The sequence below is a fragment of the Mesorhizobium sp. M1006 genome, from assembly GCF_040318825.1.
Taxonomy (GTDB): domain Bacteria; phylum Pseudomonadota; class Alphaproteobacteria; order Rhizobiales; family Rhizobiaceae; genus Mesorhizobium.
In genome coordinates this window covers 200,868-222,600 of sequence record NZ_JAMYMZ010000002.1, presented here as the reverse complement: position 1 = coordinate 222,600, position 21,733 = coordinate 200,868, and the positions used below count along the sequence as shown (strand labels likewise).

At 61.4% G+C, this 21,733-nt stretch carries 24 protein-coding genes and 3 pseudogenes; 8 read left to right on the top strand and 19 right to left on the bottom strand.

What is annotated here, in order from left to right; genetic code table 11:
• The first annotated feature begins 5 nt into the window (after positions 1–5).
• The 3 genes from NKH60_RS02730 to NKH60_RS02720 all read left to right on the top strand — a co-directional run bounded on the left by NKH60_RS02730 (position 6) and on the right by NKH60_RS02720 (position 2,244).
• On the top strand, positions 6–752 hold the full coding sequence (locus NKH60_RS02730; protein WP_352871052.1) for a substrate-binding periplasmic protein: 747 nt from the start codon (positions 6–8) through the stop codon (positions 750–752).
• 107 nt (positions 753–859) lie between these two features.
• Positions 860–1,516, top strand: coding sequence for an amino acid ABC transporter permease (locus tag NKH60_RS02725; RefSeq protein WP_352871050.1), 657 nt, complete (start codon positions 860–862; stop codon positions 1,514–1,516).
• Positions 1,513–2,244, top strand: coding sequence for an amino acid ABC transporter ATP-binding protein (locus NKH60_RS02720; RefSeq protein WP_352871048.1), 732 nt, complete (start codon positions 1,513–1,515; stop codon positions 2,242–2,244). Before NKH60_RS02725 ends, NKH60_RS02720 begins: the two co-directional genes overlap by 4 nt.
• 43 nt (positions 2,245–2,287) lie before the next feature.
• Here NKH60_RS02720 and NKH60_RS02715 read toward each other — a convergent pair whose 3' ends face one another.
• Positions 2,288–3,334 carry a cysteine synthase family protein gene (locus tag NKH60_RS02715; protein ID WP_352835371.1) on the bottom strand — a complete coding sequence of 349 codons (1,047 nt, stop codon included), beginning with the start codon at positions 3,332–3,334 and terminating at the stop codon, positions 2,288–2,290.
• A complete protein-coding gene (locus NKH60_RS02710) occupies positions 3,331–4,311 on the bottom strand; it encodes a GHMP family kinase ATP-binding protein (protein ID WP_352871045.1) in 981 nt (326 codons plus the stop codon). The genes NKH60_RS02715 and NKH60_RS02710 overlap by 4 nt, the downstream gene beginning before the upstream one ends.
• A gap of 420 nt (positions 4,312–4,731) precedes the next feature.
• Between NKH60_RS02710 and NKH60_RS02705 the strand changes: the two genes are divergently transcribed.
• Positions 4,732–5,898: an ATP-binding protein gene (locus NKH60_RS02705; RefSeq protein WP_352871043.1), complete on the top strand. Its 1,167-nt coding sequence runs from the start codon at positions 4,732–4,734 to the stop codon at positions 5,896–5,898.
• An 82-nt stretch (positions 5,899–5,980) separates the two neighbouring features.
• Here NKH60_RS02705 and NKH60_RS02700 read toward each other — a convergent pair whose 3' ends face one another.
• The 13 genes and pseudogenes from NKH60_RS02700 to trbB form a co-directional block, all read right to left on the bottom strand.
• On the bottom strand, positions 5,981–6,535 hold the full coding sequence (locus tag NKH60_RS02700) for an adenylate/guanylate cyclase domain-containing protein (RefSeq protein WP_352871195.1): 555 nt from the start codon (positions 6,533–6,535) through the stop codon (positions 5,981–5,983).
• 284 nt (positions 6,536–6,819) lie between these two features.
• Entirely contained in the window at positions 6,820–7,107 is a 288-nt protein-coding gene (locus tag NKH60_RS02695; RefSeq protein ID WP_352612612.1) for a DUF2274 domain-containing protein, read from the bottom strand.
• 41 nt (positions 7,108–7,148) lie between these two features.
• Positions 7,149–7,256 (bottom strand): annotated as a pseudogene (locus NKH60_RS02690) (DUF2274 domain-containing protein); the annotation flags it as partial.
• On the bottom strand, positions 7,253–8,467 hold the full coding sequence (locus NKH60_RS02685; protein ID WP_352871041.1) for a TraB/TrbI/VirB10 family type IV secretion system protein: 1,215 nt from the start codon (positions 8,465–8,467) through the stop codon (positions 7,253–7,255). The gene NKH60_RS02685 and the pseudogene NKH60_RS02690, both read right to left, overlap by 4 nt.
• Complete coding sequence (gene trbG, locus NKH60_RS02680; protein ID WP_502907724.1) at positions 8,464–9,528, bottom strand: P-type conjugative transfer protein TrbG; 1,065 nt, start codon at positions 9,526–9,528, stop codon at positions 8,464–8,466. The genes NKH60_RS02685 and trbG overlap by 4 nt, the downstream gene beginning before the upstream one ends.
• Positions 9,525–10,211, bottom strand: a complete 687-nt coding sequence (gene trbF, locus NKH60_RS02675) for a conjugal transfer protein TrbF (RefSeq protein ID WP_352871039.1) — start codon at positions 10,209–10,211, stop codon at positions 9,525–9,527. The genes trbG and trbF overlap by 4 nt, the downstream gene beginning before the upstream one ends.
• Positions 10,208–11,577, bottom strand: a pseudogene (trbL, locus tag NKH60_RS02670) (P-type conjugative transfer protein TrbL). The gene trbF and the pseudogene trbL overlap by 4 nt, the downstream one beginning before the upstream one ends.
• On the bottom strand, positions 11,574–11,942 hold the full coding sequence (trbK-alt, locus tag NKH60_RS02665; RefSeq protein ID WP_352685424.1) for a putative entry exclusion protein TrbK-alt: 369 nt from the start codon (positions 11,940–11,942) through the stop codon (positions 11,574–11,576). The pseudogene trbL and the gene trbK-alt overlap by 4 nt, the downstream one beginning before the upstream one ends.
• Before the next feature lie 12 nt (positions 11,943–11,954).
• Entirely contained in the window at positions 11,955–12,704 is a 750-nt protein-coding gene (trbJ, locus tag NKH60_RS02660; protein ID WP_502898609.1) for a P-type conjugative transfer protein TrbJ, read from the bottom strand.
• Entirely contained in the window at positions 12,701–15,208 is a 2,508-nt protein-coding gene (gene trbE, locus NKH60_RS02655; RefSeq protein ID WP_352871037.1) for a conjugal transfer protein TrbE, read from the bottom strand. The genes trbJ and trbE overlap by 4 nt, the downstream gene beginning before the upstream one ends.
• An 11-nt stretch (positions 15,209–15,219) precedes the next feature.
• Positions 15,220–15,483, bottom strand: a complete 264-nt coding sequence (locus NKH60_RS02650; protein ID WP_352871035.1) for a VirB3 family type IV secretion system protein — start codon at positions 15,481–15,483, stop codon at positions 15,220–15,222.
• Positions 15,483–15,746 carry a TrbC/VirB2 family type IV secretion system protein gene (locus NKH60_RS02645; protein ID WP_352871190.1) on the bottom strand — a complete coding sequence of 88 codons (264 nt, stop codon included), beginning with the start codon at positions 15,744–15,746 and terminating at the stop codon, positions 15,483–15,485. Before NKH60_RS02645 ends, NKH60_RS02650 begins: the two co-directional genes overlap by 1 nt.
• Before the next feature lie 74 nt (positions 15,747–15,820).
• Entirely contained in the window at positions 15,821–16,837 is a 1,017-nt protein-coding gene (gene trbB, locus NKH60_RS02640; RefSeq protein ID WP_352871033.1) for a P-type conjugative transfer ATPase TrbB, read from the bottom strand.
• Between the two features lie 517 nt (positions 16,838–17,354).
• Here trbB and NKH60_RS02635 point away from each other — a divergent pair.
• Together NKH60_RS02635 and NKH60_RS02630 are read left to right on the top strand one after the other, a co-directional pair.
• Positions 17,355–17,612 (top strand): type II toxin-antitoxin system VapB family antitoxin, encoded by a 258-nt coding sequence (locus tag NKH60_RS02635; protein ID WP_352871031.1) that lies wholly within the window; start codon positions 17,355–17,357, stop codon positions 17,610–17,612.
• Positions 17,612–17,998: a type II toxin-antitoxin system VapC family toxin gene (locus NKH60_RS02630; protein ID WP_352871029.1), complete on the top strand. Its 387-nt coding sequence runs from the start codon at positions 17,612–17,614 to the stop codon at positions 17,996–17,998. The genes NKH60_RS02635 and NKH60_RS02630 overlap by 1 nt, the downstream gene beginning before the upstream one ends.
• 226 nt (positions 17,999–18,224) lie before the next feature.
• Here the strand turns inward: NKH60_RS02630 and NKH60_RS02625 are convergent.
• Together NKH60_RS02625 and NKH60_RS02620 are read right to left on the bottom strand one after the other, a co-directional pair.
• Positions 18,225–18,517, bottom strand: a pseudogene (locus tag NKH60_RS02625) (GSU2403 family nucleotidyltransferase fold protein).
• Positions 18,518–18,532: 15 nt separating this feature from the next.
• On the bottom strand, positions 18,533–18,763 hold the full coding sequence (locus NKH60_RS02620; protein ID WP_352871027.1) for a hypothetical protein: 231 nt from the start codon (positions 18,761–18,763) through the stop codon (positions 18,533–18,535).
• A gap of 375 nt (positions 18,764–19,138) precedes the next feature.
• Here NKH60_RS02620 and NKH60_RS02615 point away from each other — a divergent pair, with 375 nt between their 5' ends.
• Both NKH60_RS02615 and NKH60_RS02610 read left to right on the top strand, forming a co-directional pair.
• Positions 19,139–19,813: a Crp/Fnr family transcriptional regulator gene (locus NKH60_RS02615; RefSeq protein WP_352871188.1), complete on the top strand. Its 675-nt coding sequence runs from the start codon at positions 19,139–19,141 to the stop codon at positions 19,811–19,813.
• A gap of 424 nt (positions 19,814–20,237) precedes the next feature.
• Positions 20,238–20,456: a DUF3072 domain-containing protein gene (locus NKH60_RS02610; RefSeq protein ID WP_352835403.1), complete on the top strand. Its 219-nt coding sequence runs from the start codon at positions 20,238–20,240 to the stop codon at positions 20,454–20,456.
• A 207-nt stretch (positions 20,457–20,663) separates the two neighbouring features.
• Here NKH60_RS02610 and NKH60_RS02605 read toward each other — a convergent pair whose 3' ends face one another.
• On the bottom strand, positions 20,664–20,789 hold the full coding sequence (locus tag NKH60_RS02605; protein ID WP_352835406.1) for a hypothetical protein: 126 nt from the start codon (positions 20,787–20,789) through the stop codon (positions 20,664–20,666).
• Between the two features lie 402 nt (positions 20,790–21,191).
• Positions 21,192–21,560, bottom strand: a complete 369-nt coding sequence (locus NKH60_RS02600; protein WP_352871025.1) for a hypothetical protein — start codon at positions 21,558–21,560, stop codon at positions 21,192–21,194.
• Positions 21,561–21,733 lie beyond the last annotated feature (173 nt).

Here is a 21,733-nt window from a genome sequence, read left to right as displayed (position 1 = left end):
TGTTCATGCTTCGGAAAACGCTCATCGGCTGGCTCGCAGCCCTCAGTGTCGCAATGGCAACTCAGACGATGGCTGAGGAAACGCTCAGAGTCGGCGTCACGCCAACCGGAGTGCCGTTCACGTTTGTCGACACCGCAACCCAAAAGCCGACAGGCGCGATGGTCGATCTGGCTAGTGCGATTGCCGCGAGCCTTGGCACGACCGCCGATTTTCAAATAAACGCTTTTCCAGCCCTGATCCCGGCATTGACGACCGACAAAATCAATCTGATTTCCGCCAGCATGTTCATAACGGACAAACGAAAGCAGGTAATCGATTTCAGCACGCCGGTTTACGCCTATGGCGAGGCGATGTTTGTTGCTGCCGGCGATAGCAAAGACTACACGATCGAGGAGCTCAGAGGTGCGACCGTCGGGGCGCAGATCGGCTCGACCTACGCTGACGCTCTGGAAGCGCTTGGCGTCTTCGGTCAAGTCAAGCTCTACGACTCAATCGCTGACATGATGCGCGATGTGGTTCTGGGCCGCATCAAGGCCGGTTTCGGTGACGCCCCGATCGTCGCATATCAGCTTTCAAAGAATCCCGAGCTGGGTGTTCGCCTCGTCGACGGCTATCAGCCGATGAAAAAAGGCGAGGTCGCGTTGGCGGTTGCCAAGGAAAATCCACTGCTTCTCGAAAAGGTGAATGCCTCCATCGCCAAGCTGAAGGAAAGCGGCGAATTAAGCCGAATATTTGCCAAATATGGCCTTTGAGGCCAACCCGCACTGACCTCGACAGAAGCGCCGGCTGGCAGGACCAAAGGACCGCATCGGAATGACCGGCTTTGACGGCCGGGGTACGTGCCAAGAGGAAGCCGGCCATGACCAAATTCATCGCGCATGCAACGGAATATCTGCCGCTTCTTCTTAACGGCGTTTGGCTGACCGTCATGATAACCCTTCTTGCGCTGTGTCTTGCGACGGCGCTCGGCCTTGTCTGGGCGCTGTTCAGGACATCGGGGATGCGCTGTCTCGCCGTGCCGACGCGGCTCCTTGTCGACTTCGTGCGCGGCATACCATTGTTGGTGGTTCTCTTTTATATCTACTTTGTCGCGCCCGAGATCGGCATCAACCTGACTGCGCTCCAGGCTGGCACGATCGGGCTGGGGCTGGCTCACTCCTGCTATCTCGGGGAAACCTTCCGGGCTGGCATCGAGGCGGTCGATAAGGGTCAGGTCGAAGCGGCAAAATCGATCGGAATGAAGCGTCCGTTGATGATGCGCCGCGTCGTGCTGCCGCAGGCATTCAAGATCATCCTGCCGCCTTACGCCAACAATATGGTCATGCTGCTGAAGGACTCCTCGCTTGTCTCGGTGATTTCGGTTCAGGAGTTGACCATGCAGGGCAAGATGCTTGCGTCGTCCACATTCGACAACATGACAGTTTTTACCCTGGTGGCACTGCTTTACCTGTGCCTGACGGTTCCGCTGAACCTGTTTATGCGTAGAATCGAAAGCTATCTTGGGGCGGCGGGATGATCACCTTTGAAAACGTGCACAAGTCCTTCGGCTCCCACGAAGTCCTCAAGGGGATCAACGCCGAGATCGCTAAAGGACAGGTCGTATGTCTGATTGGGCCCTCGGGTTCCGGCAAATCGACGCTTCTGCGCTGTGTGAACGGGCTTGAGACCTATCAGCGCGGTCGCATCAGCATCGACGGCACCGTGGTCGATGCCGCCTCGCCCCAGGTTCACGCCATCTGCACCCGCGTTTCCATGGTTTTCCAACGTTTCAACCTGTTTCCGCACCGCACAGCCCTGGAAAATGTCATGGAAGGGCCGCTCTACGTGCTGAAGGAAAATAGGAACCAGGTCCGGGAGCGGGCCACGGCATTGCTCAATCGCGTCGGGTTGGCCGACAAGACGAATGCCTATCCCGCGTCATTGTCGGGGGGTCAACAGCAGCGCGTGGCCATCGCCCGTGCTCTGGCGATGCGCCCACAGGCCATTCTTTTCGACGAGCCCACCTCCGCACTTGACCCGGAAACGGTCGGCGAGGTCCTGCAGGTCATGCGCGCGCTCGCATACGAGAACATGACCATGCTCGTGGTTACGCACGAAATTCAGTTCGCCCGCGAGGTTTCCGATAGCGTCCTCTTTCTTGACGGCGGCCGGATTGTTGAGCAAGGCCCGGCCAAGGAGTTGCTTCGACATCCGAAACACGAACGCACTAGGGATTTTCTTCACCGGGTCATGCGCCCTGTGTGACTGCTGGCCGATGGTGGTTTCGCCTAGCCTGAGTTCGGAGCTGTCACTGCGTAGGGGACAGGCCGCCCGGCCCCGCTAGGACGGCGTTTAAAGCTCTGCGGTTCCAAGGGAATCTCGTCCATGCCGTCTCTTCGGCCGGACGAATTTGCGTGAGAACAGTTGGTTCAAGAGGAATGGAGATTGGCCAATCCTTCAAACCGGCGAGCCAGTCGGGGTTGTAGACTGTATCGGAATGACGATGCCCTTCATCTGGCATTATCACGACGGTGGAGGCTTCCGGATTTTGCCTGGCGAACCAGGCGCCGACCAAGGCTGCGGCGCCGCTGGTCGGCCCCATGAAGAGCCCGTGATCGCGAAACAGCCCATGCGCCATTGCGTAGGCCGGCAATGCCCCCACCCAATGAATATCGTCGATCATCTCATGACGAACATTTTCCGGCAGAACACTGTTGCCCAGCCCGCGCAACATGCGACGTCCGACAGGCTGGCCAAAGAGCATGCTTCTGTGGGTATCGACTGCAATCATCCTGAGATCAGGAAAGAGCTCACGAAGGAAGCCTCCGGTCCCACAAAGCGATCCCCCAGTGCCCACGCAGCCGACGAGGCAATCGATACGGCCGAATGATCGAACAACGAGGTCGGCCAGGCGCGCGTAGGCCAGGCGGTTTTCCGGACTGTCGTATTGCCGAGGCCAATACGTGCCCGGGCTATCTTGCAGGGTCTGCTGAAGATACTGGAGCCGACCGCGCTGATTGCCGTCTCCTTGAGGATCGTCGATGGCCATGACTTTGGCACCAAGTTGTTCCAGTCGCCGCCTGAGTTTCAGGTCGATGAGGCTGGAGGCCGTGACAAGTGTAAGCGCATAGCCACGAGCCGCAGCCAGCATGGCGATGGCGAGGCCGAATGTGCCCGACGTCGTTTCGATGATGTGACCTTCCTGCTTGAGGCGTCCTGACGCTTCCGCCTGATCGACCATGAACCGGGCGGGGATCAGCTTCATGAGGGAAAAGCAGGCGGCGTTGAGGTTAGGTGCGAGTTGGGCAAAACGCGGCGTCTCGTAGGCGCGTAAATAGTCTTGCGCCGCGGTCACTGGATCAGCCTCGTTTCGGCATTAAGGGCAAACGTATGGACGCCTTGGAGACCTGTGCCGCTCACCTGCCTTGCGAGCTCAGCAGCGCGCATGGCCGCTCTGGGCGCAGTCGCATCCAGAAGGATGCCGATCAATGTTCCGCTGTGGGCCACCTGCACACCGCACGCGTCATGCGCCCGCGCTATATCCAAAACGGTCTTGAAGGATGCCTTCGGCAGGTGCTTTTGACTGATACTGGCGCTGATGGTTGCGACACGTCCAAGCAGGCGGGGATCTTGTTGCCGGATGGAGCGGTTCGCCAGTCCCCGCAGAACACGGAACAGCCCGATTTCCTCACCATTGTAGCGTGCCCGTGGCATGCTCAGCGTATCGATCGGCCGGGCACTGCCGTCCCTGAAACCCACCAAGAGAAGGGGCGGGAACTCGCCACCGAAGTGCTCGATCGTACGGCCTTCCCGGTGGGCGAAGAGGATAGGTTGGTCGCCATAGGCAATGGCGTCGCTTGCGCCTTCCGCGGCCACCGCCAGTCGCGCAATCGTTGAGTGGCGCAGCGTGAGGCCCGCTGCGGCTGCCACCGCACGAATCGCAGCAATGACGTCTGCGGTCGAGGAACCATAGCCATGCCCTATCATGATAGGGCTTTCGATCGTAAGTTCTCCACCTCCTTCAGCCATTCCGATATGCTCGAGCGTGAGGGCTGCCGCGCGCGCCGCCTTGGTCCGGTTTGCAGGCCGTGGTCGAATCCCATTTTGCTCATGCGGCCAGAAAGTCGCTAGCGACTCTTGCGACGTGAGCGGCAGGGTTACGAGTCCGCGACAAAGCCTTCCGTTTTCCCCTTCAAACACGCCTTGGAGGAATTCCCCGTGATGGGCGTGCGCCCGTCCGACTCCTACCGCCAGAGGCAGCACGATATTCTCGTTGTTGACGTTGCTCGGGTTTGTCCGGTGGCCGGACCTGAGCGTACCCTTTGGTGTCACCGCATCATCTCCTCACCATGGCATTGGACGATGATGCGTGCGACTGACCCGTGCTGTCACTCGCCAAATCTTAGTAGTGCCAGACAACATTGCCCCACTAATTCGGGCCTCCTATAGCCCGTTGGCGCTCCGACAACGCCAACCTCACCTTCCCCATCTTGGTCGCGTTCCTGCTGGATCGGTATTCGTCCTGACAGGTATCCGACCGTCATGGTCGGACAATCAACCCGGTTTCAGAGTCCGTCGCGCGTCGGCGAATGTTCTGTTTGTTGTGGCGAACCGAGTCAGCATCGGCGGAATCTGTTCCGGGCCAATCTCACTCAGGCGTCGCCGCTTTTAATGCCCTTTGCCTCTGCGCGTCTTGCCCGGCTCCGCCCGGTTGTCCTTGCAAAACTGGAACTACACTCCATAATTGCAAGGATGATTGAACGTCGCATCAGCACTGAACTCACCGAGATGCTGGACAGCATGCCCGCTGTGGCGCTGCTCGGGCCGCGTCAGGTTGGCAAGACAACCCTAGCGCTGGAACTAGCCGAACGGCGTCCTTCGATCTACCTCGACCTCGAGTCGGACGCCGACCGCGCACGGCTTGCCGAGCCGGAGCTTTATTTGGCCGAACATCAGGACAAGCTGGTTATCCTCGACGAGGTCCACCGGCTACCGAACCTGTTCCAGAACCTGCGCGGGCTGATCGACCGCGGTCGACGTAGCGGTCGCAAAGCCGGCCGCTTCCTGCTCTTAGGTTCGGCGTCGATCGATCTCCTGAGGCAGTCAGGCGAGACCCTTGCAGGCCGCATTGCCTATCTCGAAATGCATCCCATCGACGGTCTCGAGGTCGGCGCCGCCGACCTTGGGCCGCTATGGGTACGCGGCGGCTTCCCCGACAGCTTTCTGGCCGCCAGTGACCGCGCCAGCCTGCGGTGGCGGCTGGATTTCATCCGCACCTATTTGGAACGCGACATCCCTCTCCTCGGTCCGCGCGTCCCAGCCGAGACGCTGCGCCGCTTCTGGACCATGCTGGCGCACCACCAAGCTGGCCTGCTCAACGCCGCCGAGTTCGCCCGCGCGCTCGGCGTCGACGGCAAGACAGTCGCGTCGTATCTTGACCTACTCGTCGATCTCCTGCTGGTTCGCCGGCTGGAACCCTGGCATGCCAACGTCGGCAAGCGCTTGGTTAAATCCCCACGCGTCTATGTCCGCGACAGCGGCATCACCCATGCGCTGCTTGGTCTCGCCACGCACGAGGACGTGCTTGGGCACCCAGTGGCCGGCGCCTCTTGGGAAGGGTTTGTGATCGAAACCCTCACCGCCGCCGCCCCCGCCGGCACGCTCAGCAATTTCTACCGAACAGCCGCGGGCGCGGAGATCGACCTGCTGCTCACGTTGCCGGGCCAACGCCTCTGGGCCATCGAAGTGAAGCGTAGCCTGGCGCCGAAGGTGGAAAAGGGTTTTCATCAGGCCTGCGAGGATCTTGCTCCGGTGCGGCGCATCGTGGTTTTCCCGGGCTCGGAGCACTTTCCACTCCAGCATGGCGTCGAAGCGATGCCCCTACAGGACTTAGGCCGGGCGCTGCTTGGTCAAGCATGATACGATAGCCGTGGCATTCATCGCGTCAGCAGCAGAGCATCGCTTCGCGAAATTCCCTAAGGGCAGCCAGAGATTGTTCCGATCAGTGTTGAACGAGATAGGTTTCAATCCCGCCGACACCTGCCAGTTCTACATTACAGCGCGGTTCGAGCTCCCAGGCGGTGCGCAGGGCCTGCTTGGTTGCCTCCGAGATCTGCATGCGGTCGGCCACGCCCTGGGACTCGAGCCGGCTTGCAATATTCACGGTCTCGCCCCAGAGGTCGTAGACGAACCGATAACGGCCGATCAGGCCCGCGATCACCGGTCCCGTGTGCACGCCAATGCGGATCCGAAAACTATCGTTGCCCCAAGCTAAGGGCTTCAACGCGTCCAGCATGGATTTCCCCAGTGCCACGATCCTGTCGGCATGGCCTGTCACGTCGATCTCGCCCTTCGGCTCGCCGTGACTGAAAAGACACGAGCCGGTATAGTATTCGGGCAGCAGAATTCGAAATGACCGGCGTCCATCCGCCTCTGTGACGTCCGTGTAGGCCCCCTTCGCTCTCTGCGGATCCAGCAAGACGCTTTCGATGATCTGTGCTTCCCAGGCGTCCGGAAGCGATTTGCGGTTGCGCACGAGTTGCTCAGGCGCAGTCACACGCACCCGAGCTTCGTTGCCAGCCGGGGAGACAGCGACAAACTTCGAAGCTCAGGGAAGGAGGGAACGAAACATTCGCCATCTGTTCCGAAGCGTCCCTGGCGTGTGTCACCCATCTCCGCCGAACGGCCCTTACCACCCAATTGCCACCCCATTCCCAACCCAAAGCCTCGACCAACTGGATGACGGCTTCGGGTGACGGCCGTGAATTGGCCCGGAGCAAGCGAGCTTCCGCTTAGGGTGGGAACCGATATTCCGCTTAGGGTAAAGCCACCAGGACAGCTTCAGGCGGGGCCATCGCCTTCAGCACCGCTTCGCGCCATAGTGCTGGCTGGAGACGCCGCTCGTTGACGGGCACGGCCGGTCTTTGCCTTACGGCTCCGCCAGCCGCGATCGGAACCGACGAAGGCTTCCAGCATGTGCGGAATCAGGGCAGCGGTGTCCACGGGTTCATAGAGCCGGCTGTGCTCGGCCGCATACTGATCGAGTTCCTCCTTGAGGGGCTCCGGCAGGATGATCGTCATGCGGACGACACCAACCTTCGGCAGCCGACCGAGCCTCAGATCAGGCATTGTTCACCTCCTGCTTGTGAGACAAAGACATGTTGACTGTTCAGATAATCGACATAGGCAACGAGGTCGCGATGAACGGCGGCAGGCAGTTCGACGGTGATCTTGACCGGACGGTCATCGGGAATGGCGGAAAGTTTCAGCTTGGTCATGATGGATCTTTTGACGCGCCGTAAGGCACAAGAAGAAGGTCGCGATTGACAATCACGCGAACCGGGAAACCGGGCCGCACGGTGAGCGTAGGCTGGACATAGAGCTGATTGCGCACGAGCTGCTGGCCAATATCGGAGGCCGAATCCTGCGCGCTTTCGCGGATGGCCTTGGCGATTTCGCTTTCGTCGTCGCTGGACCCAAGCGATGTCCCAATGCCCAGTAATGTCGAGAGTGCTGCGGCCCGGAACATCTGGCCCCAATGACGGTCGACCTCGTCCTCCAGCCCGGAAAATCCTTCAGCGTCTGCGCCCTGCTGGCGCTCCAGGACGATCGAGGTGCCGTCAGGCATGATCAGCCGGTTCCAGACCAGCAGCACGCGCGACTGGCCGAAGGCGACGTGGCTGTCGTACTGGCCGATCAGCCTCGCACCCTGCGGGATCAGGAGATGGGATCCTGTCGGGCTGTCATAGACATTTTCCGTGACCTGAGCGGTGATCTCGCCGGGCAGGTCGGAGCGGATGCCGGTGATAAGGGCAGCTGGAATGACGCTGCCGGCTTGCACCACATAGGGCGAGGCCTTCTTGGCGAGCCGATCGGGGCTGACTGTGCGACGGTCTGGCTCGGCATTGACGAAGGCCAGCTTGCGATCCTGCCCGTTTTGCGCGGCGCCAGGATCGATCGGTGGCGGCCCCAGCGGCGGAATCAGACCAGATTGGGTGTCCGGTTCTATGACTCTGCCGCCAGGATCCTGTCGTGTGGGACCAGGTCTCGTGTTCGTATCGGTGAAGAGCTTCGCCACGCGTGCGGCCTCGATCTCGGCCAGTCGGCGCTGCTCCTCCGGATCGGCGCGCGGTCCACTGACGTTGGACGCCCCAATCGGCTGGCCGCGCTCCTGCGCGCGCAAGATCGGCCGGCCCAAATCGCCAGGCAGCGCGGGGCCGAGTTGCGGAACACCTGCATAGTCCTTCGGCAGCTTCTGTAGCCCGTCGGCCGTTGAGCGGTTTTCGGTGGTGAAGAGCTCGGGCGGCTGTTCGGTTCCGCGCTGTCTGGTGTCGAGCGCCCAAATCAACGTGCCGAGGATCGCAGCGCTGGCAACTCCACCGACGCCTATCAGCACCTTGCGCGACAGTCGCGTGACCCTGGCCGGTTCGGGCCGAAGGCGCAGTTCCGCTCGAATGTCCTGGTTGGGTGCATTTGCAGGGTCGCTCATCGGAACAGCCTCGTGCTGGGCGAGGTTCGTTTGCCGTCCGTGCGCACGATGCGGACGCGCTTTTCGCTTGTTTTGTCGCCGAGCCTCAATTCAGCGGCGGCAAACAGCCGATCAACGACATAGTAGTTCTGGCGAGCACGGTAGTTGACCAGCTCCGAGCCGCCCAATGGGCCGATGACAAAGAGCGGCGGCATTTCACCTTGCCCTATGCCCGACGGGAACTCGATATAGACTTTTGCACCGTCATCGAAGGCGCGAAGCGGCCGCCAGGGCGCCATGTCGCCTTCGATGCGATAGCGAAAATTCAGTTTCTGGATGTCGACGCCGGACGCGACCGGCTGTGCCGCGGAAGCCTGCGCATTCTGGCGCCGCAGCGCAATCAGCTGGTCCTGCGGGTACTGCCAGGAGACCGAAGCCATGTAGGTCTTTTCGGTCGAGCGCAGCTCGAGATGATAGGTGCGGCGGTCGCTGTTGATGACGAGATTGGTCTGCAGATCCGGCCGTGTCGGCTTCACAAGAATATGGACCTGCTGGCGCTCCCCTGCCCCACTTTGCGTATCGCCGATGATCCAGCGCACCGTGTCGCCGGCGGCCACAGGCCCGGAGCCGACAAGCTGCTCGCCCGGCTGCAAGGCGATGTCGGTGACCTGGCCGGGCGCGGCATAGATCTGGTAGAGCGCGCCCTCACTCCACGGATAGAGCTGGATGGCATTGACGAACCCGTCGCGAACCGGCTGCATCCTCGCTGCCTCGTTCGCCTGGCTGATACGCTGCTTCGGATCGGTCGGCTCCGGCTCCACCTTCGTAGCGTCGACTGGTTTCAACTGACCAGGCAGCGGAAGCGGTTTCGGCACTTCCACCACTTTGACCGGACCAGGCGGGTCGAGCCTGCGCACCGCAGGCACCGCATCGTCGTAGGCGATTTCCGGCGGAATGTATTTCTTCGATGCACAGCCGGCGAGCGCCGCTGCCGACAGCAGTGTCAGGGCAAGCCTACGTGCCTTGGGCGCATTGCGCGTGGCCGGTCTCGCCGATGTTCTTGTTGGTGCTGCACGCATCATGAAAACTCCTTCGACCAGCTGATGGCGTTGACATAGACGCCAAGCGGATTGGCTTTGAGCCGGTCAGCGTCGCGGGGTTGCTGAATCACGATTGTGAGGATTGCGGTCCAGCGCTCGGTGCCGGCCAGGTTGCCATTCTCGTAACGGCGCTCGACCCAGGCGACGCGAAACGAATCGGGGGTAGCACGGATGACGCTGGAAACCTCGATGGCGATCTGGAGTTTGCCCAATTTGGCAAAAGGGTCGTTCAACCGGGCGTAATCATTGAGGGAAATGGCGCCGCGGTCTGTGGTGTAGTCGTAGGCGCGCAGCCAGTTTTGGCGGACGATGACCGGGTCGGCCGGAATGCTTCTGACCTGTTCGATGAAGCGGGCCAGATGCCAGGCGACCTGCGGATCGGTCGGCCGATAGTCGGCAACGGCCGGAGCGACAACCTGCGCTTCACCGAACTTGTCGACCTCCACCACCCAGGGAACCACTGAGCCGCGCGTTGACTGCCAGACCAATGCGAGTGCAAAACCGCCGGCCAGGACGAGAGAGCCGAAGGCCATCAGCCGCCAGTTTCTCGCCTGGACGCGAGCCGAGCCGATGCGCTCGTCCCAAATCTGGGCTGCACGCTGATATGGCGTCTCGGGGTGAGGCGTTTTTGCGTAACGAACAAAAGGGCGTCTTAAGGGGGTCATCGGCGGTCGTCCTGATCGAGGGAAACATTCATCGAGCCGCCCCCATCATCACTTGAGTGGACCGAATGGGCGGCGATACTGGCGCCGTGGCCCATGGCCTGGTTGCGCTTCATGCGTTTTGCCCATGCGGGCGGGGCGTCGGAACTGGTGTCGGAGGTCGACCAGTCACCCGAGGAAGCCGTTCCCGACGATCGCTCTCCACTCGTCGCACTCCAAGCCGCAAAGCGGCCGGCCTCATAGCTGTCGGACAGCGCCGAGGCGGCGCGCGACATGGCCTGCTTCACCGTCGAACGGCAGCGCTGGCACCGGCCCTGGCGACACCCGCCACGCCGGCGGCGACCGAGCCTGCACCACCTCTTCCAGATGTCGCTGCGCCAAGTTCCCAGGCGGCCGAAGTGCTGCCGGCCAGATGCGCGCCGCGGCGTGCGGCTGCTGCCGACATACGCGCACTGCCATTGAGTGCGCCTGCCGCGCCGCTCAATCCGGCGCGAGCACCCATAGCGCCAGCCACGCCAAGGCCGCCAGCGACGAGGCTCGTGCCAACAGCGGCACCTGCGCCCAGTTGCGGGGCACCGGAGACCAGCCCCGTCGCAATGCCGGGACCGAAGATCGACAGTCCCATCAGCGACAGAGCGCCCAGGACAAGCGACAGCGCATCCGTGATTGTGGGCTGTTCGGCGCCGAAGCCTTGGGTGAACTCGCCGAACAGGCCCGAGCCGATGCCGACGATGACGGCAAGGACCATTATCTTCACGCCGGAGGCAACGATGTTGCCGAGCACTTTTTCGGCAAGGAAGGCGGTCCGGTTGAACAGCGCAAAGGGTATCAGCACAAACCCGGCAAGCGTCGTCAGCTTGAATTCGACCAGCGTGACGAAGATCTGAACGGCCAGAAGAAAGAACGCAATCAGTACGATCGCCCAGGCGATCATCAGCACTACGATCTGGACGAAATTCTCGAAGAACGAGACGTAGCCCATCAGCTGGCTGGCGGCCTCGAGGATCGGATTGCCGGCATCGATGCCGACTTGCGCCACGCGGCCCGGCTGCAGCAATGCCGAGCCTGAAAGTGCCGAGCCTCCAGCCTTCAGGCCGAGCCCGGAAAAGCTCTCGAAGACGATCCCGGCAAGACGGTTGAAGTTGCCGATGATGAAGGCAAAGAAGCCGATATAGAGCGTCTTCTTCACCAGTCGGTGCAGCACGTCTTCATCAGCACCCCATGCCCAGAACAGGCCGGCCAGTGTGATGTCGATCACAATCAGGGTCGAAGTGAGAAACGCAACTTCCCCACCGAGCAGACCAAAGCCGGAATCGATGTAGCGAGTGAAAGTCTCGAGGAAGCGGTCGATGACGCCGGTGTCGTTCATGGCGCCACCGTTTCGGGATAGGGCCGGTCTTCCGCGAAAGGCGGCGTTGGCGGTTGGAGCGGCGGCAGCCGGGTCGGGTCCTTTTCGATCGACGGAGCCACGTTTGGCATGATCGGGCGGGATGGCCGCAGGAAGCGTCGGCGGCCTTCCGCCCAGGCTTTCCTGCAGGCGTCGTCATCGATCGCCGCCATGCCGATGTCCCGGCATCGGGCAAGCTCGACACTTGCCGGCTCGCCGCCCGGATATGCGGAGCGCGGGGAGGACGCGTCCTGCGAGCCGCCGCCGCGCAGCGCCATGGAGGCGGCGGTCATGGCGGCGCCAAGGGCAAGAACGGCTGTTATCCGGGCGGCGATCTTGAGATCCATGCGGTCTTCGCCTCAGTCGTGGAACATTTTTACGGATGACGCGCTGTAGCTGCTGCCCGTCATGAAACGGCTGAACTGTTCCCGCGCCTGCTCCTGTGCGGCCGCCCTTCTCGCTTGCTCAAGAGCCTCGGCACGTCCTTGTGCCGCCAGCATCGCGGTGAGGTCGGCAACTTGCTTGGCCTGCACGGCAAGAAGCTGGTTGCCGGCTTGCGTCGCCTGCAGCACGCCGACAGCCGACTGGCTGGCGCTGACCAGCGCACTCGTCTGCTCCTGTGTCTCTGCGATGTTGTCGACCGCGACGGCGCCCGCCTTCAGCGAATGCTCGAAGGCAGACACCGAGGTCTGCCAGCGCTGACGCGCGCCGTCGACAAGCTGCTGGCTGGAGAGTTCCGAACCGAAATTCTCGTAAGCGGAGGTAAACTGGCTCTCGATCTCCTGGACGCTATAGGCCAGCTTGTCGGCCTCCCCGAGCAGGCTCTTCATCTCGGAAAAATTGGCCTCGATCTGTCCAAGCAGCGAGGTTGGCAGGGAGGTGAGATTCTTCGCCTGGTTGATCAGCATCTGCGCTTCGTTCTGAAGCGAGCTGATCTGGTTGTGGATCTGCTCCAGCGCACGCGATGCCGAAAGCAGGTTCTCGGCGTAGTTCTTTGGGTCGAACACGATCAGTGCCGATGCCGGTGCCGATGACAGCGCCGTCGCGACGACCATTGCGCCGGCTGCCGCCATGCGACGGATACGGCGACCTGCAAGAACGGAATTCATGAGGGAAGCTCCTTTGTGGATCGGTCGATCACGCCAGTGAGATTGGGAATGAGGTCTGCCGCCCAGGAGAGACCACGGTTCGTAAGCCAGGCCTCGACGAAATGGTCTCGCCCCGCCTCGGCGATTATCCGGTCGATCGCGGCCTGGTCCGATTTGGACGATGCGGCGCAGAGCGCCAGCGCGATCGGACCAAGCCCCAGCTCGAACAGGCGGTTGCCGCGGCGGCTTTGAGAGTAATAGTCGCGCTTCGGTGTCGCTCGGGCGACGATCTCGATCTGGCGATCGTTGAGACCAAAGCGTCGGTAGATCTCTGTGATCTGTGGCTCGACGGCGCGCTCGTTCGGCAAGAACAGCCGCGTCGGGCAGCTTTCGACGATTGCCGGTGCGATTGGCGATCCGTCGATGTCCGAAAGCGACTGGGTGGCGAAGACCACGCTGGCGTTCTTCTTCCTCAGCGTCTTCAGCCATTCGCGCAACTGGTCAGCGAAACCGCCGTCGTCGAGCGCGAGCCAGCCCTCGTCGATGAGCAGCAGTGTCGGCCGGCCGTCCATCCTCTGCTCGATGCGGTGAAACAGATAGGCGAGCACGGCGGGCGCTGCACCTGTGCCGATCAGGCCTTCGGTTTCGAACGCCTGGACCGAAGCCTCGCCCAGCCGCTCGTGCTCGGCATCGAGCAGGCCGCCATAAGGGCCACCGATGCAATAGGGAAGGAGCGCCTGCTTCAGCGGCGAAGATTGCAGCAATACGGACAGGCCAGTCAGCGTCCGTTCGTGGACGGGCGCAGAGGCCAGCGACGTCAACGCCGACCACAGATGTTCCTTTACCTGCGGCGTGATGGACACGCCTTCGCGCAGAAGGATGTCGACAATCCAGTCGGCCGCCCAGGCTCGCTCTGGCGTATGATGAATATGGGCGAGCGGCTGTAGCGAAACGGTATGAACGTCGTCCGACAGATCGGCCAAAGTGAGCAAGGGCAACGGATCGTCAGCCCCCTGCCCAGTTCCGGCATTTCTTCCGAGATCATGCCAATCGCCATGCATGGCGAGCATGGCCGCGCGGATTGAGCCGCCGAAGTCGAAGGCAAAAACCTGGCTGTGCTCGTAACGTCGGAACTGCAGCGCGATCATCGCCAACAGGACCGACTTGCCGGCACCGGTCGGGCCGATGACGAGGGTGTGGCCGACATCGCCGACGTGAAGGCTGAACCGGAACGGTGTGGCGCCTTCCGTTCTGGCGAAGAACAGCGGCGGGGCGCCAAAATGCTCGTCCTCAATCGGTCCAGCCCAGACCGCCGAAAGTGGAATCATGTGGGCGACGTTCAGAGTCGAGATCGGCGGCTGGCGGACATTGGCGTAGACGTGGCCAGGGATGCTGCCGAGCCAAGCCTCGACGGCGTTGACGCCCTCGGCGATGCAGGTGAAGTCCCTGCCCTGAATGACCTTTTCGACCAGGCGCAGCTTTTCGTCGGCAATTGACGGATCAACATCCCAGACCGTCACGGAGGCGGTGACATAGGCTTCGCCGATCTGATCTGAACCGAGATCCTGCAGGGCCGCGTCCGCATCGGCCGCCTTGTTGGCGGCGTCCGTATCAACGAGGACTGACGCCTCGTTGGTCATCACCTCCTTCAAAATTGCGGCGATCGATTTGCGTTTGGCGAACCACTGGCGACGGATCTTCGTCACCAGCTTCGTCGCGTCGGTCTTGTCGAGCATGATCGCCCGCGTGGACCAGCGGTAGGGGAAGGCAAGCCGATTTAGGTCGTCGAGAATCCCCGGGAAGGTCATGGTCGGAAACCCGGTGATGGTGAGTGTGCGCAGATGCGCATCGCCAAGCCTCGGCTCTAACCCGCCGGCTAACGGCTGATCGACAAGCAAGCCATCGAGATGCATCGGCGTTTCAGGTACGCGAACGCGATGCCGCTTGGTCGAAATTGTTGAGTGCAGGTAACTCAGCGTCTCGCCATCATCGAGCCAGTCAGCTTCGGGAACGAAGCCTTCGATGAGGTTGAGCACGCGGTCCGTGCGATCGACATAACTCTTCAGGAGCTCCCAAGGATCGACGCCGGTCTTTTGCCGGCCTTCGTAGAGCAAGCTCTCCATTCGCGACGCTTCCTCGGCCGGAGGCAGCCACACGAAGGTGAGAAAGTAGCTGCTTTCAAACAGCACGCCGGACCCTTCGAACTGTTCGCGCCGCTCGACGTCGAGAAGCGCGGATGCGCAATCCGGGAAGCGGCTGTCGGGATAGCCGCTGGCGGAATTGCGCTGCGCTTCGACAAAGATCGCCCAGCCGGAGCCGAGCCGGCGCAGCGCGCCGTTGAGCCGTGCGGTCGTGCCGACCAGCTCCGCCGGCGTGGCGGAGTCCAGGTCCGGCCCGCGAAAACGCGCCGTTCTTTGAAAACTGCCGTCCTTGTTGAGCACCACGCCCGGCGCCACCAGGGCGGCCCAAGGCAGATAGTCGACGAGGCTGGCGCTGTTGTTTCGATATTCCGCGAGGTTCATCATGGCGAAAAACCTCAACAGCCGAAATGCGCGGGATAGCGCAGGTGCCGGCGAACCACGTCGATGAACTGCGCATCGCGCTTTGCCGCCCAGACGGCGGCGAGATGCCCGACCGCCCAGATGACGAGCCCCGCGACCCACAGACGAAGCCCCAATCCGACCGCGCCTGCCAGGGTGCCGTTGGCGATGGCGACCGCGCGCGGCACGCCGCCGAGTAGGATAGGTTCAGTAAGCGCGCGATGCACCGGCGCGAAAAAGCCAAGGACTTCCTCCTCCATCAGATCAGCGCCCCGCCGCCGAAGGAGAAAAATGACAGGAAAAACGAACTTGCCGCGAAAGCGATCGACAGCCCGAAGACGAACTGGATCAGCCGGCGAAATCCGCCCGATGTGTCGCCGAAAGCGAGCGACAAGCCAGTGACGATGATGATGATCACCGCCACGATCTTGGCGACTGGCCCCTCGATCGATTCGAGAATTTGCTGAAGCGGCTCCTCCCAGGGCATGGAGGAACCGGCAGCATGGGCGGGCGCAATCGTCATGATCGCGGCGGTCGTCGCATACGACAGCTCCACGGCAAGTTTGCGGATAGCCGATGAATTGAAGCGGATCGGGGTCATTCTGAAGCTCCAAAGGGCGAGTGGTGATTCACGGTCATTGTGGTCTCGAGATTTGCTTCCAGGGTGCGGTAGTCACCGGTGGGCGCATCGAGCCCGTCGACGAAGGCGATTTCGACGAGCCGGCGCGCGGAGCCGCGGCCGGCGAGGACGGCGACGAGGTCTATGGTTTCGGCTATCAGCGCGCGCGGGACCGTGACGACGGCCTCCTGTACGAGCTGTTCCAGTCGCTGCAGTGCGCCAATGGCAGAATTGGCGTGAATGGTGCCGATGCCGCCGGGATGGCCGGTGCCCCAGGCCTTCAGCAGATCGAGCGCTTCGGCGCCCCGTACCTCGCCTATCGGGATGCGGTCGGGCCGAAGCCGCAATGATGACTTCACCAGATCGGACAGCGAGGCGACACCATCCTTTGTGCGCAGCGCTACAAGATTGGGCGCAGCACACTGCAACTCGCGTGTGTCCTCGATCAGCACGACGCGCTCGGCGGTTTTAGCCACCTCCGCCAAAAGCGCGTTGACGAGCGTGGTCTTGCCCGTCGATGTACCGCCGGCCACCAGCACGTTCTTGCGTGTCTCCACGGCAAGCTGCAGGACGTCAGCCTGGCCTTCGGTCATGATGCCGGCAGCGACATAGTCTTGAAGCGTAAACACCGCGACTGCCGGCTTGCGGATGGCGAATGTTGGTGCCGTGACGACAGGCGGCAAAAGGCCCTCGAACCGTTCACCGGTCCCGGGCAGTTCAGCCGAAACGCGCGGCGAGCCCGAATGCACCTCCGCACCGACATGGTGCGCGACCAGCCTGACGATCCGTTCGCCGTCTGCCGCGATCAGTGTTTCATTGCTTGCAGCGAGTCCTTCGCTGAGACGGTCAACCCACAGGCGACCGTCGGGATTGAGCATCACCTCGACAATGGCTGGATCGTCAAGAAAGCCTGCGACCGCCGGGCCGAGGGCGGTGCGCAGCATGCGCGCGCCGCGCGATACCGCTCCCTTACTGGCATGATAGTTGGTCGCCATGCGGGTCCCCGTTTCTCGCCACGAACTGGTTCTTGCCGCGGTCGGGGATCATTAGAAAAGGCAGGAGCGCCGGCCTTGCAACAAGCAAAACCGGCGATCGTGGCATGACGTGCAGAGACTTGCGAAATGCGGTGCCGCGACCGCGACAGCTCAGCAACCCGGTGCCCGACTGGCCATCGCCGCTCCAGCAGAACAGGCGGCTATATTCGAGAGGTGGCATCGCGACGGAGGATCAGCGGCTCGTTAGGTGCGTCTGACAGGATGAAGGGACTGCTTTCACCCTCTATGGACCGCTGCCGGAGCGCTCTTTACCGCGGCCCCGGTAGAGTTCCTCGCCGGCCGTCGTCGGATTGGAGTCGACAGGCAGCTTCGGGAGACTGCGGTCGCCGCTTGGCAGACGTCGGCCTGGCGATTGTCGTGGTCAATCCGGCGCGGGTAGGCGAGGCTAGCAGGTATGTTGAAGAGCCTAGAGAACTGTGGTAGAAATTGCCAGAAAGGTAGATTTTTGGAGCTTCTCGTGTCCCTGAACATCAAAAATCCAGCCACCGTTGCTCTCGCCGATGAACTCGCACGCCGCCAGGGTATCAGTAAGACAGCAGCCATTCATCAGGCCCTTAGCGAGCGCTTGCACCGCTTGGGCTTTGGAGAGACCGCTCAGGAGCGTTTGCTGGCAGAATTGCACGCCATCCGAGAAAGAGTGGCACGATTGCCTGAACTGGATAGTCGCAGCGACGAGGAGATCATCGGGTATGACGAGCATGGAATCCCTAACTGATGGTGATCGATACCTCAGCTGTTGTAGCGATCCTTCGGAGCGAGCCTGAGGCAGCAAGGCTGGAACGAGCGCTGGTCTCCGACCCAATCCGTCTGATCCCGGCAACCTGCGTGCTCGAGGCACGCATGGTGATGGTCAGCAGGCGCGGCGAACACGCGTTGGCTGAGATCGATCTTTGGCTGCGCAAAATCGAGGCCGACATCATTCCTGTCGACTCCGAATTGGTTGATCTTGCGACCCAGGGTTGGCTGACCTACGGCAAGGGCCACCACCCGGCGGCGCTGAATTTTGCCGATTGCCTCTCCTATGCTTTGGCAAAGCGTGCAGACGAACCGCTGCTTTTCATCGGCAAAGACTTCGGCCAAACGGATATCGAACCGGCATGAGCACGAGATTGTAAGATGATCGGCTGTCTCCAGCTTGAACCTGTAATAGCGCCCAATTAGTTTCGGCCTGTCGGCTGGGCCTGCATCAAGGAGCCTCATGCCAACTTGGTCCAAAAGCAGAGCAAGCTGGCGTCTTTCGTCCTTCCGATCTGGCGCTGCTGGGCCGCGTCTTGGATGGGTTGGAAGTTGAGGGCCAATCCAGCCGGCCAACTTGTAACTCAGACATTCACGGCCGCGACGCTGGCTGCACGAATAGATGATGGGCCTCGTCGAAAACAGCCCTTGGGAGGGCCCGAAGCTCGCTTGCTTGGTGGGTGAGATGCTCGAGATACTGCGTCGACAGCGGGACAATCACTTGCGCTTGGGCCAAGTCACGACCGCGCTTGACTGGCTCGCGATCAGCTCGTTTTGAGACCCAGAATTGTGAGCAGCAAAAATACGCGGATCGGGAACCACGAGCCGCAACGGTCCGCCTTTTTCATCGATGGCGATTGCTTCGAAAGCAGGGGCGTTTTCCAACCATGCCAGACCAGATCAGCAGTGTGTGGGACCGCGAACCTGTTTTGAGAGGTACTTGAACTCCCGTTCGGGCAATTGGCCGCGCAGGTATTTGGACGACACGCGCGCGGCATCACGGCCCACCAGATTCGGATTCGCGGCCAAGAGAACGACGTCGGCATAATTGCGCCTGAGATTCTGCTCGAGATCGCCGGCGGCACGCAGCCTCAGATGGTCTTTGAAAACGTGCTCTACGGATCGAGCCATGCAACATCTCCATTTGCGGCACCGAAGAGACATTCAGCCCGACGGTTCTGGCGGTGCCGAACGGATGCGAGTGCGGTTGTTCCTCTGCTATGAGACAGGGGCGCGGAGGCCCGGAGAGGTGGACATGCCGCATCGACCGACGGATAATTGTCGGGACTCGCCGGTTTGAAAGGCGTACTCTGCTTTGATCGGTGATAAACATTAAGGGCATCGCCGGCTGTGAGCGAGCATCGTGCTTCCGCCCCAATTCGGGAGGGAGCCATGAGCAGCCCCAACACCTCCAAAATTGGCCTCGCATACTCAGAAGACCGCGATCGGGCGCCACAGCCAATTCCTAGCCCAGAGCCTGTATACAGAAACGAACTGCTGCGGCGCATGTCTCCGGCCGATCTTCAATTGCTCAGCCCTCACCTTCACAGCAGCTTTCTGCCATTGAGGACGCAGCTCGAAACCGCAAACGCCGCTATCGAGGCCGTCTACTTCTTTGAGACCGGGATCGGCTCGATGGTGGCGAAACTCCGGCCGGAGGTCGACGCCGAAGTTATAGTCATTGGTTTCGAGGGCATGACCGGCTCGGCGCTGATCATGGGCGGCGATCGATCGCCGCACGACTGCTACATTCAAGCGGATGCCGAGGTTGCCAGCATGGACGCCGAGCCATTCACAAAGGCGCTTTCCGACAGCCCGACGCTGCGGCTTTTTCTGCTGCGGTACGTGCACTACGCGTGGATCCAGGCAAGCTATACCGCCCTCGCCAATGCGCGTTTGAAACTGGAAGAACGGCTGGCAAGATGGCTGGTCATGTGCAACGACCGCATAGAAGGCGACCGGCTGCCGATTACCCATGAATTCCTGTCGGTCATGTTGGGTGTACGACGGCCGGGCGTCACCCTGGCACTTCAAATGCTGGAAGGCCGCGGTCTGATCAGGTCAAATCGTGGCGAGGTCATCGTCCGTGATCGAACTGGTCTCATCACCTTGGCAAACAGCTCATATGGCCAGCCGGAGGCGGAATATGCCCGCCTGATCGGCGAGCAGGCATCTTCATGATCCGCGCCAATATCGAAGTCCGCCGATGGGATGAGACAAACTACCTAAAGCGGCAGGCCATCGCTAGTGCTGGGCGGGGGGTCTCGATCCGCGAGGGCAACCCCTGCTGGTTGCGACAGTTTGAGTGAGGCACGCCGAGTCTCTCCCTTCCCGCAAAGAATTGATTGTTGAGACCGGAGGCTGTGTCAGCGCCGTTGGCGACCAGAGCAGGATATGGCTGCCAGTCCGGCGCGGGAACCACCATCCAGCCGCAGTCGACGTGTTGTCCGGGTCCCGGCCAGCGTCGACGTTACTCCGACCGATCCCACACACTGACCAGGTCGCTGACGAGCAGCCCTGCAAACGGTCTGAGAAAGCCTACCAAATGTGGCGGAACAAATCATGATCGTTTCTTATTGTGCTGATCAATCAAGGGAGATTGACCATGGGCGACCGGCATAACCCAAAAATCGAGGCATCGGCAAATGTCGGAAAAGACCCGGAAGATTGGGTCAGCGGAGATGACCCAATGACTCCCGCACAAGCCTCATATTTGAAAACTCTGGCCGAACAGGCCGACGACCCTGACGCCTATGCCGACGGCCTTAGCAAGGCGGAAGCTTCTAAACGCATTGGTGCACTCCGGGAAAAGTTAGGCCTGTAGCTCTTCCTCCAGCGAAGGACAGCCGATCGGGTTGGATTGGGACAGTTTTGCTGCAGGTTGTGACCCGCGCAATGAATTTTGTGAATTCAGTGCATTGTGGCTCGACTGGCGATCGAGACGACAAACGGCGGATGGGAGCGGCCGGCTTCGCCCTAAGCCCACCGAGACCTCGCGCGCCCGCCGGTCCAATTCTACTGTCGAAACAGATCAGGCCCTTCCGATGAGGGCCATGGTCACCAAAGACACAAAAAGGACAAGGGCGATTGCGGCGCCCCAGAAGAAAACTTTTTCGGTGCCGCGTTGCTCTTCCTCGCGAGATATGTCTTTCGCCATTGCATGCATCCTTTGCGAAGGTCAGCAACTGAGCAACGTGCTGTGCCAAGGCTGGGTTCCCGATAAACTACTTGCCCGCTTCGCACTGTGAGACAGCTCTCGGAATGAAACTCCAACCGTCGGTTGGTGGACGCATCGCAGCTGGTGCATCTAAAGTTCGCGTGGTCCGCGCACACCGGGCATGCCCGACCCCGAGCCCCCCGCTCGGTGCAACAGCGTTTGATCGACCCGCCGCATCAAACTGTGCGGCGGGCTTTTTTCCTTACGCGATGGAACACCGGCGCGCAGGAAAAGTTCTGCCCACGCAGCAAACTCTTTCCCTCATATTTTTGCTGCCAGATCGGATATCTCCGATCGGCCCGCGTCGTTCTTATCCTCCGGCGACGCGGGCTCGCCGTCCTGCTATCGGTCGTATGGCCGTATGACAACGGGCTGATCACGCTCGGCTTGCGGCGCTATGGCTTTTTCGCGGAAACCTGTTGCCTCTCTCGCGACGTGAGCAGCGCCGCAATCTACTTTATGCAACACCGAATGCCAGAGCAGTTCGCCGGATTGTCGCGAACGCCCACGACTTTCCCGGTGCAGTATTAGGGAGCGAACGTTCCGCAGGCATGGGCGGCCGGATCCTGCTTTTCGCTTCTGCAGGCGAGCATCGGCTTCCAGCCCGATGCTCCAAATGGCAAGCTGTACATCGATCCCGGGCTGCCCGACCGGATCGAGGAACTCACCTTGAACGACATGCGCCAGGGCAAAAATCGCCTCGAACTCCATTTCTGGCGCGTCGGCGCCGAGACCCGTTGGAAACGCGGCGGCGATCCTTCACTGGTGGAAGCGCGAAGTTGTGCCATCGGGGCGAACTTGCGCTCGGCCTGCGTATGAGGTGAGCCCCGGCGGGTTCGCTCGCTGTCGCCTCGGCGGGAGCGGATGCGTTCTTGCCCGTGAGG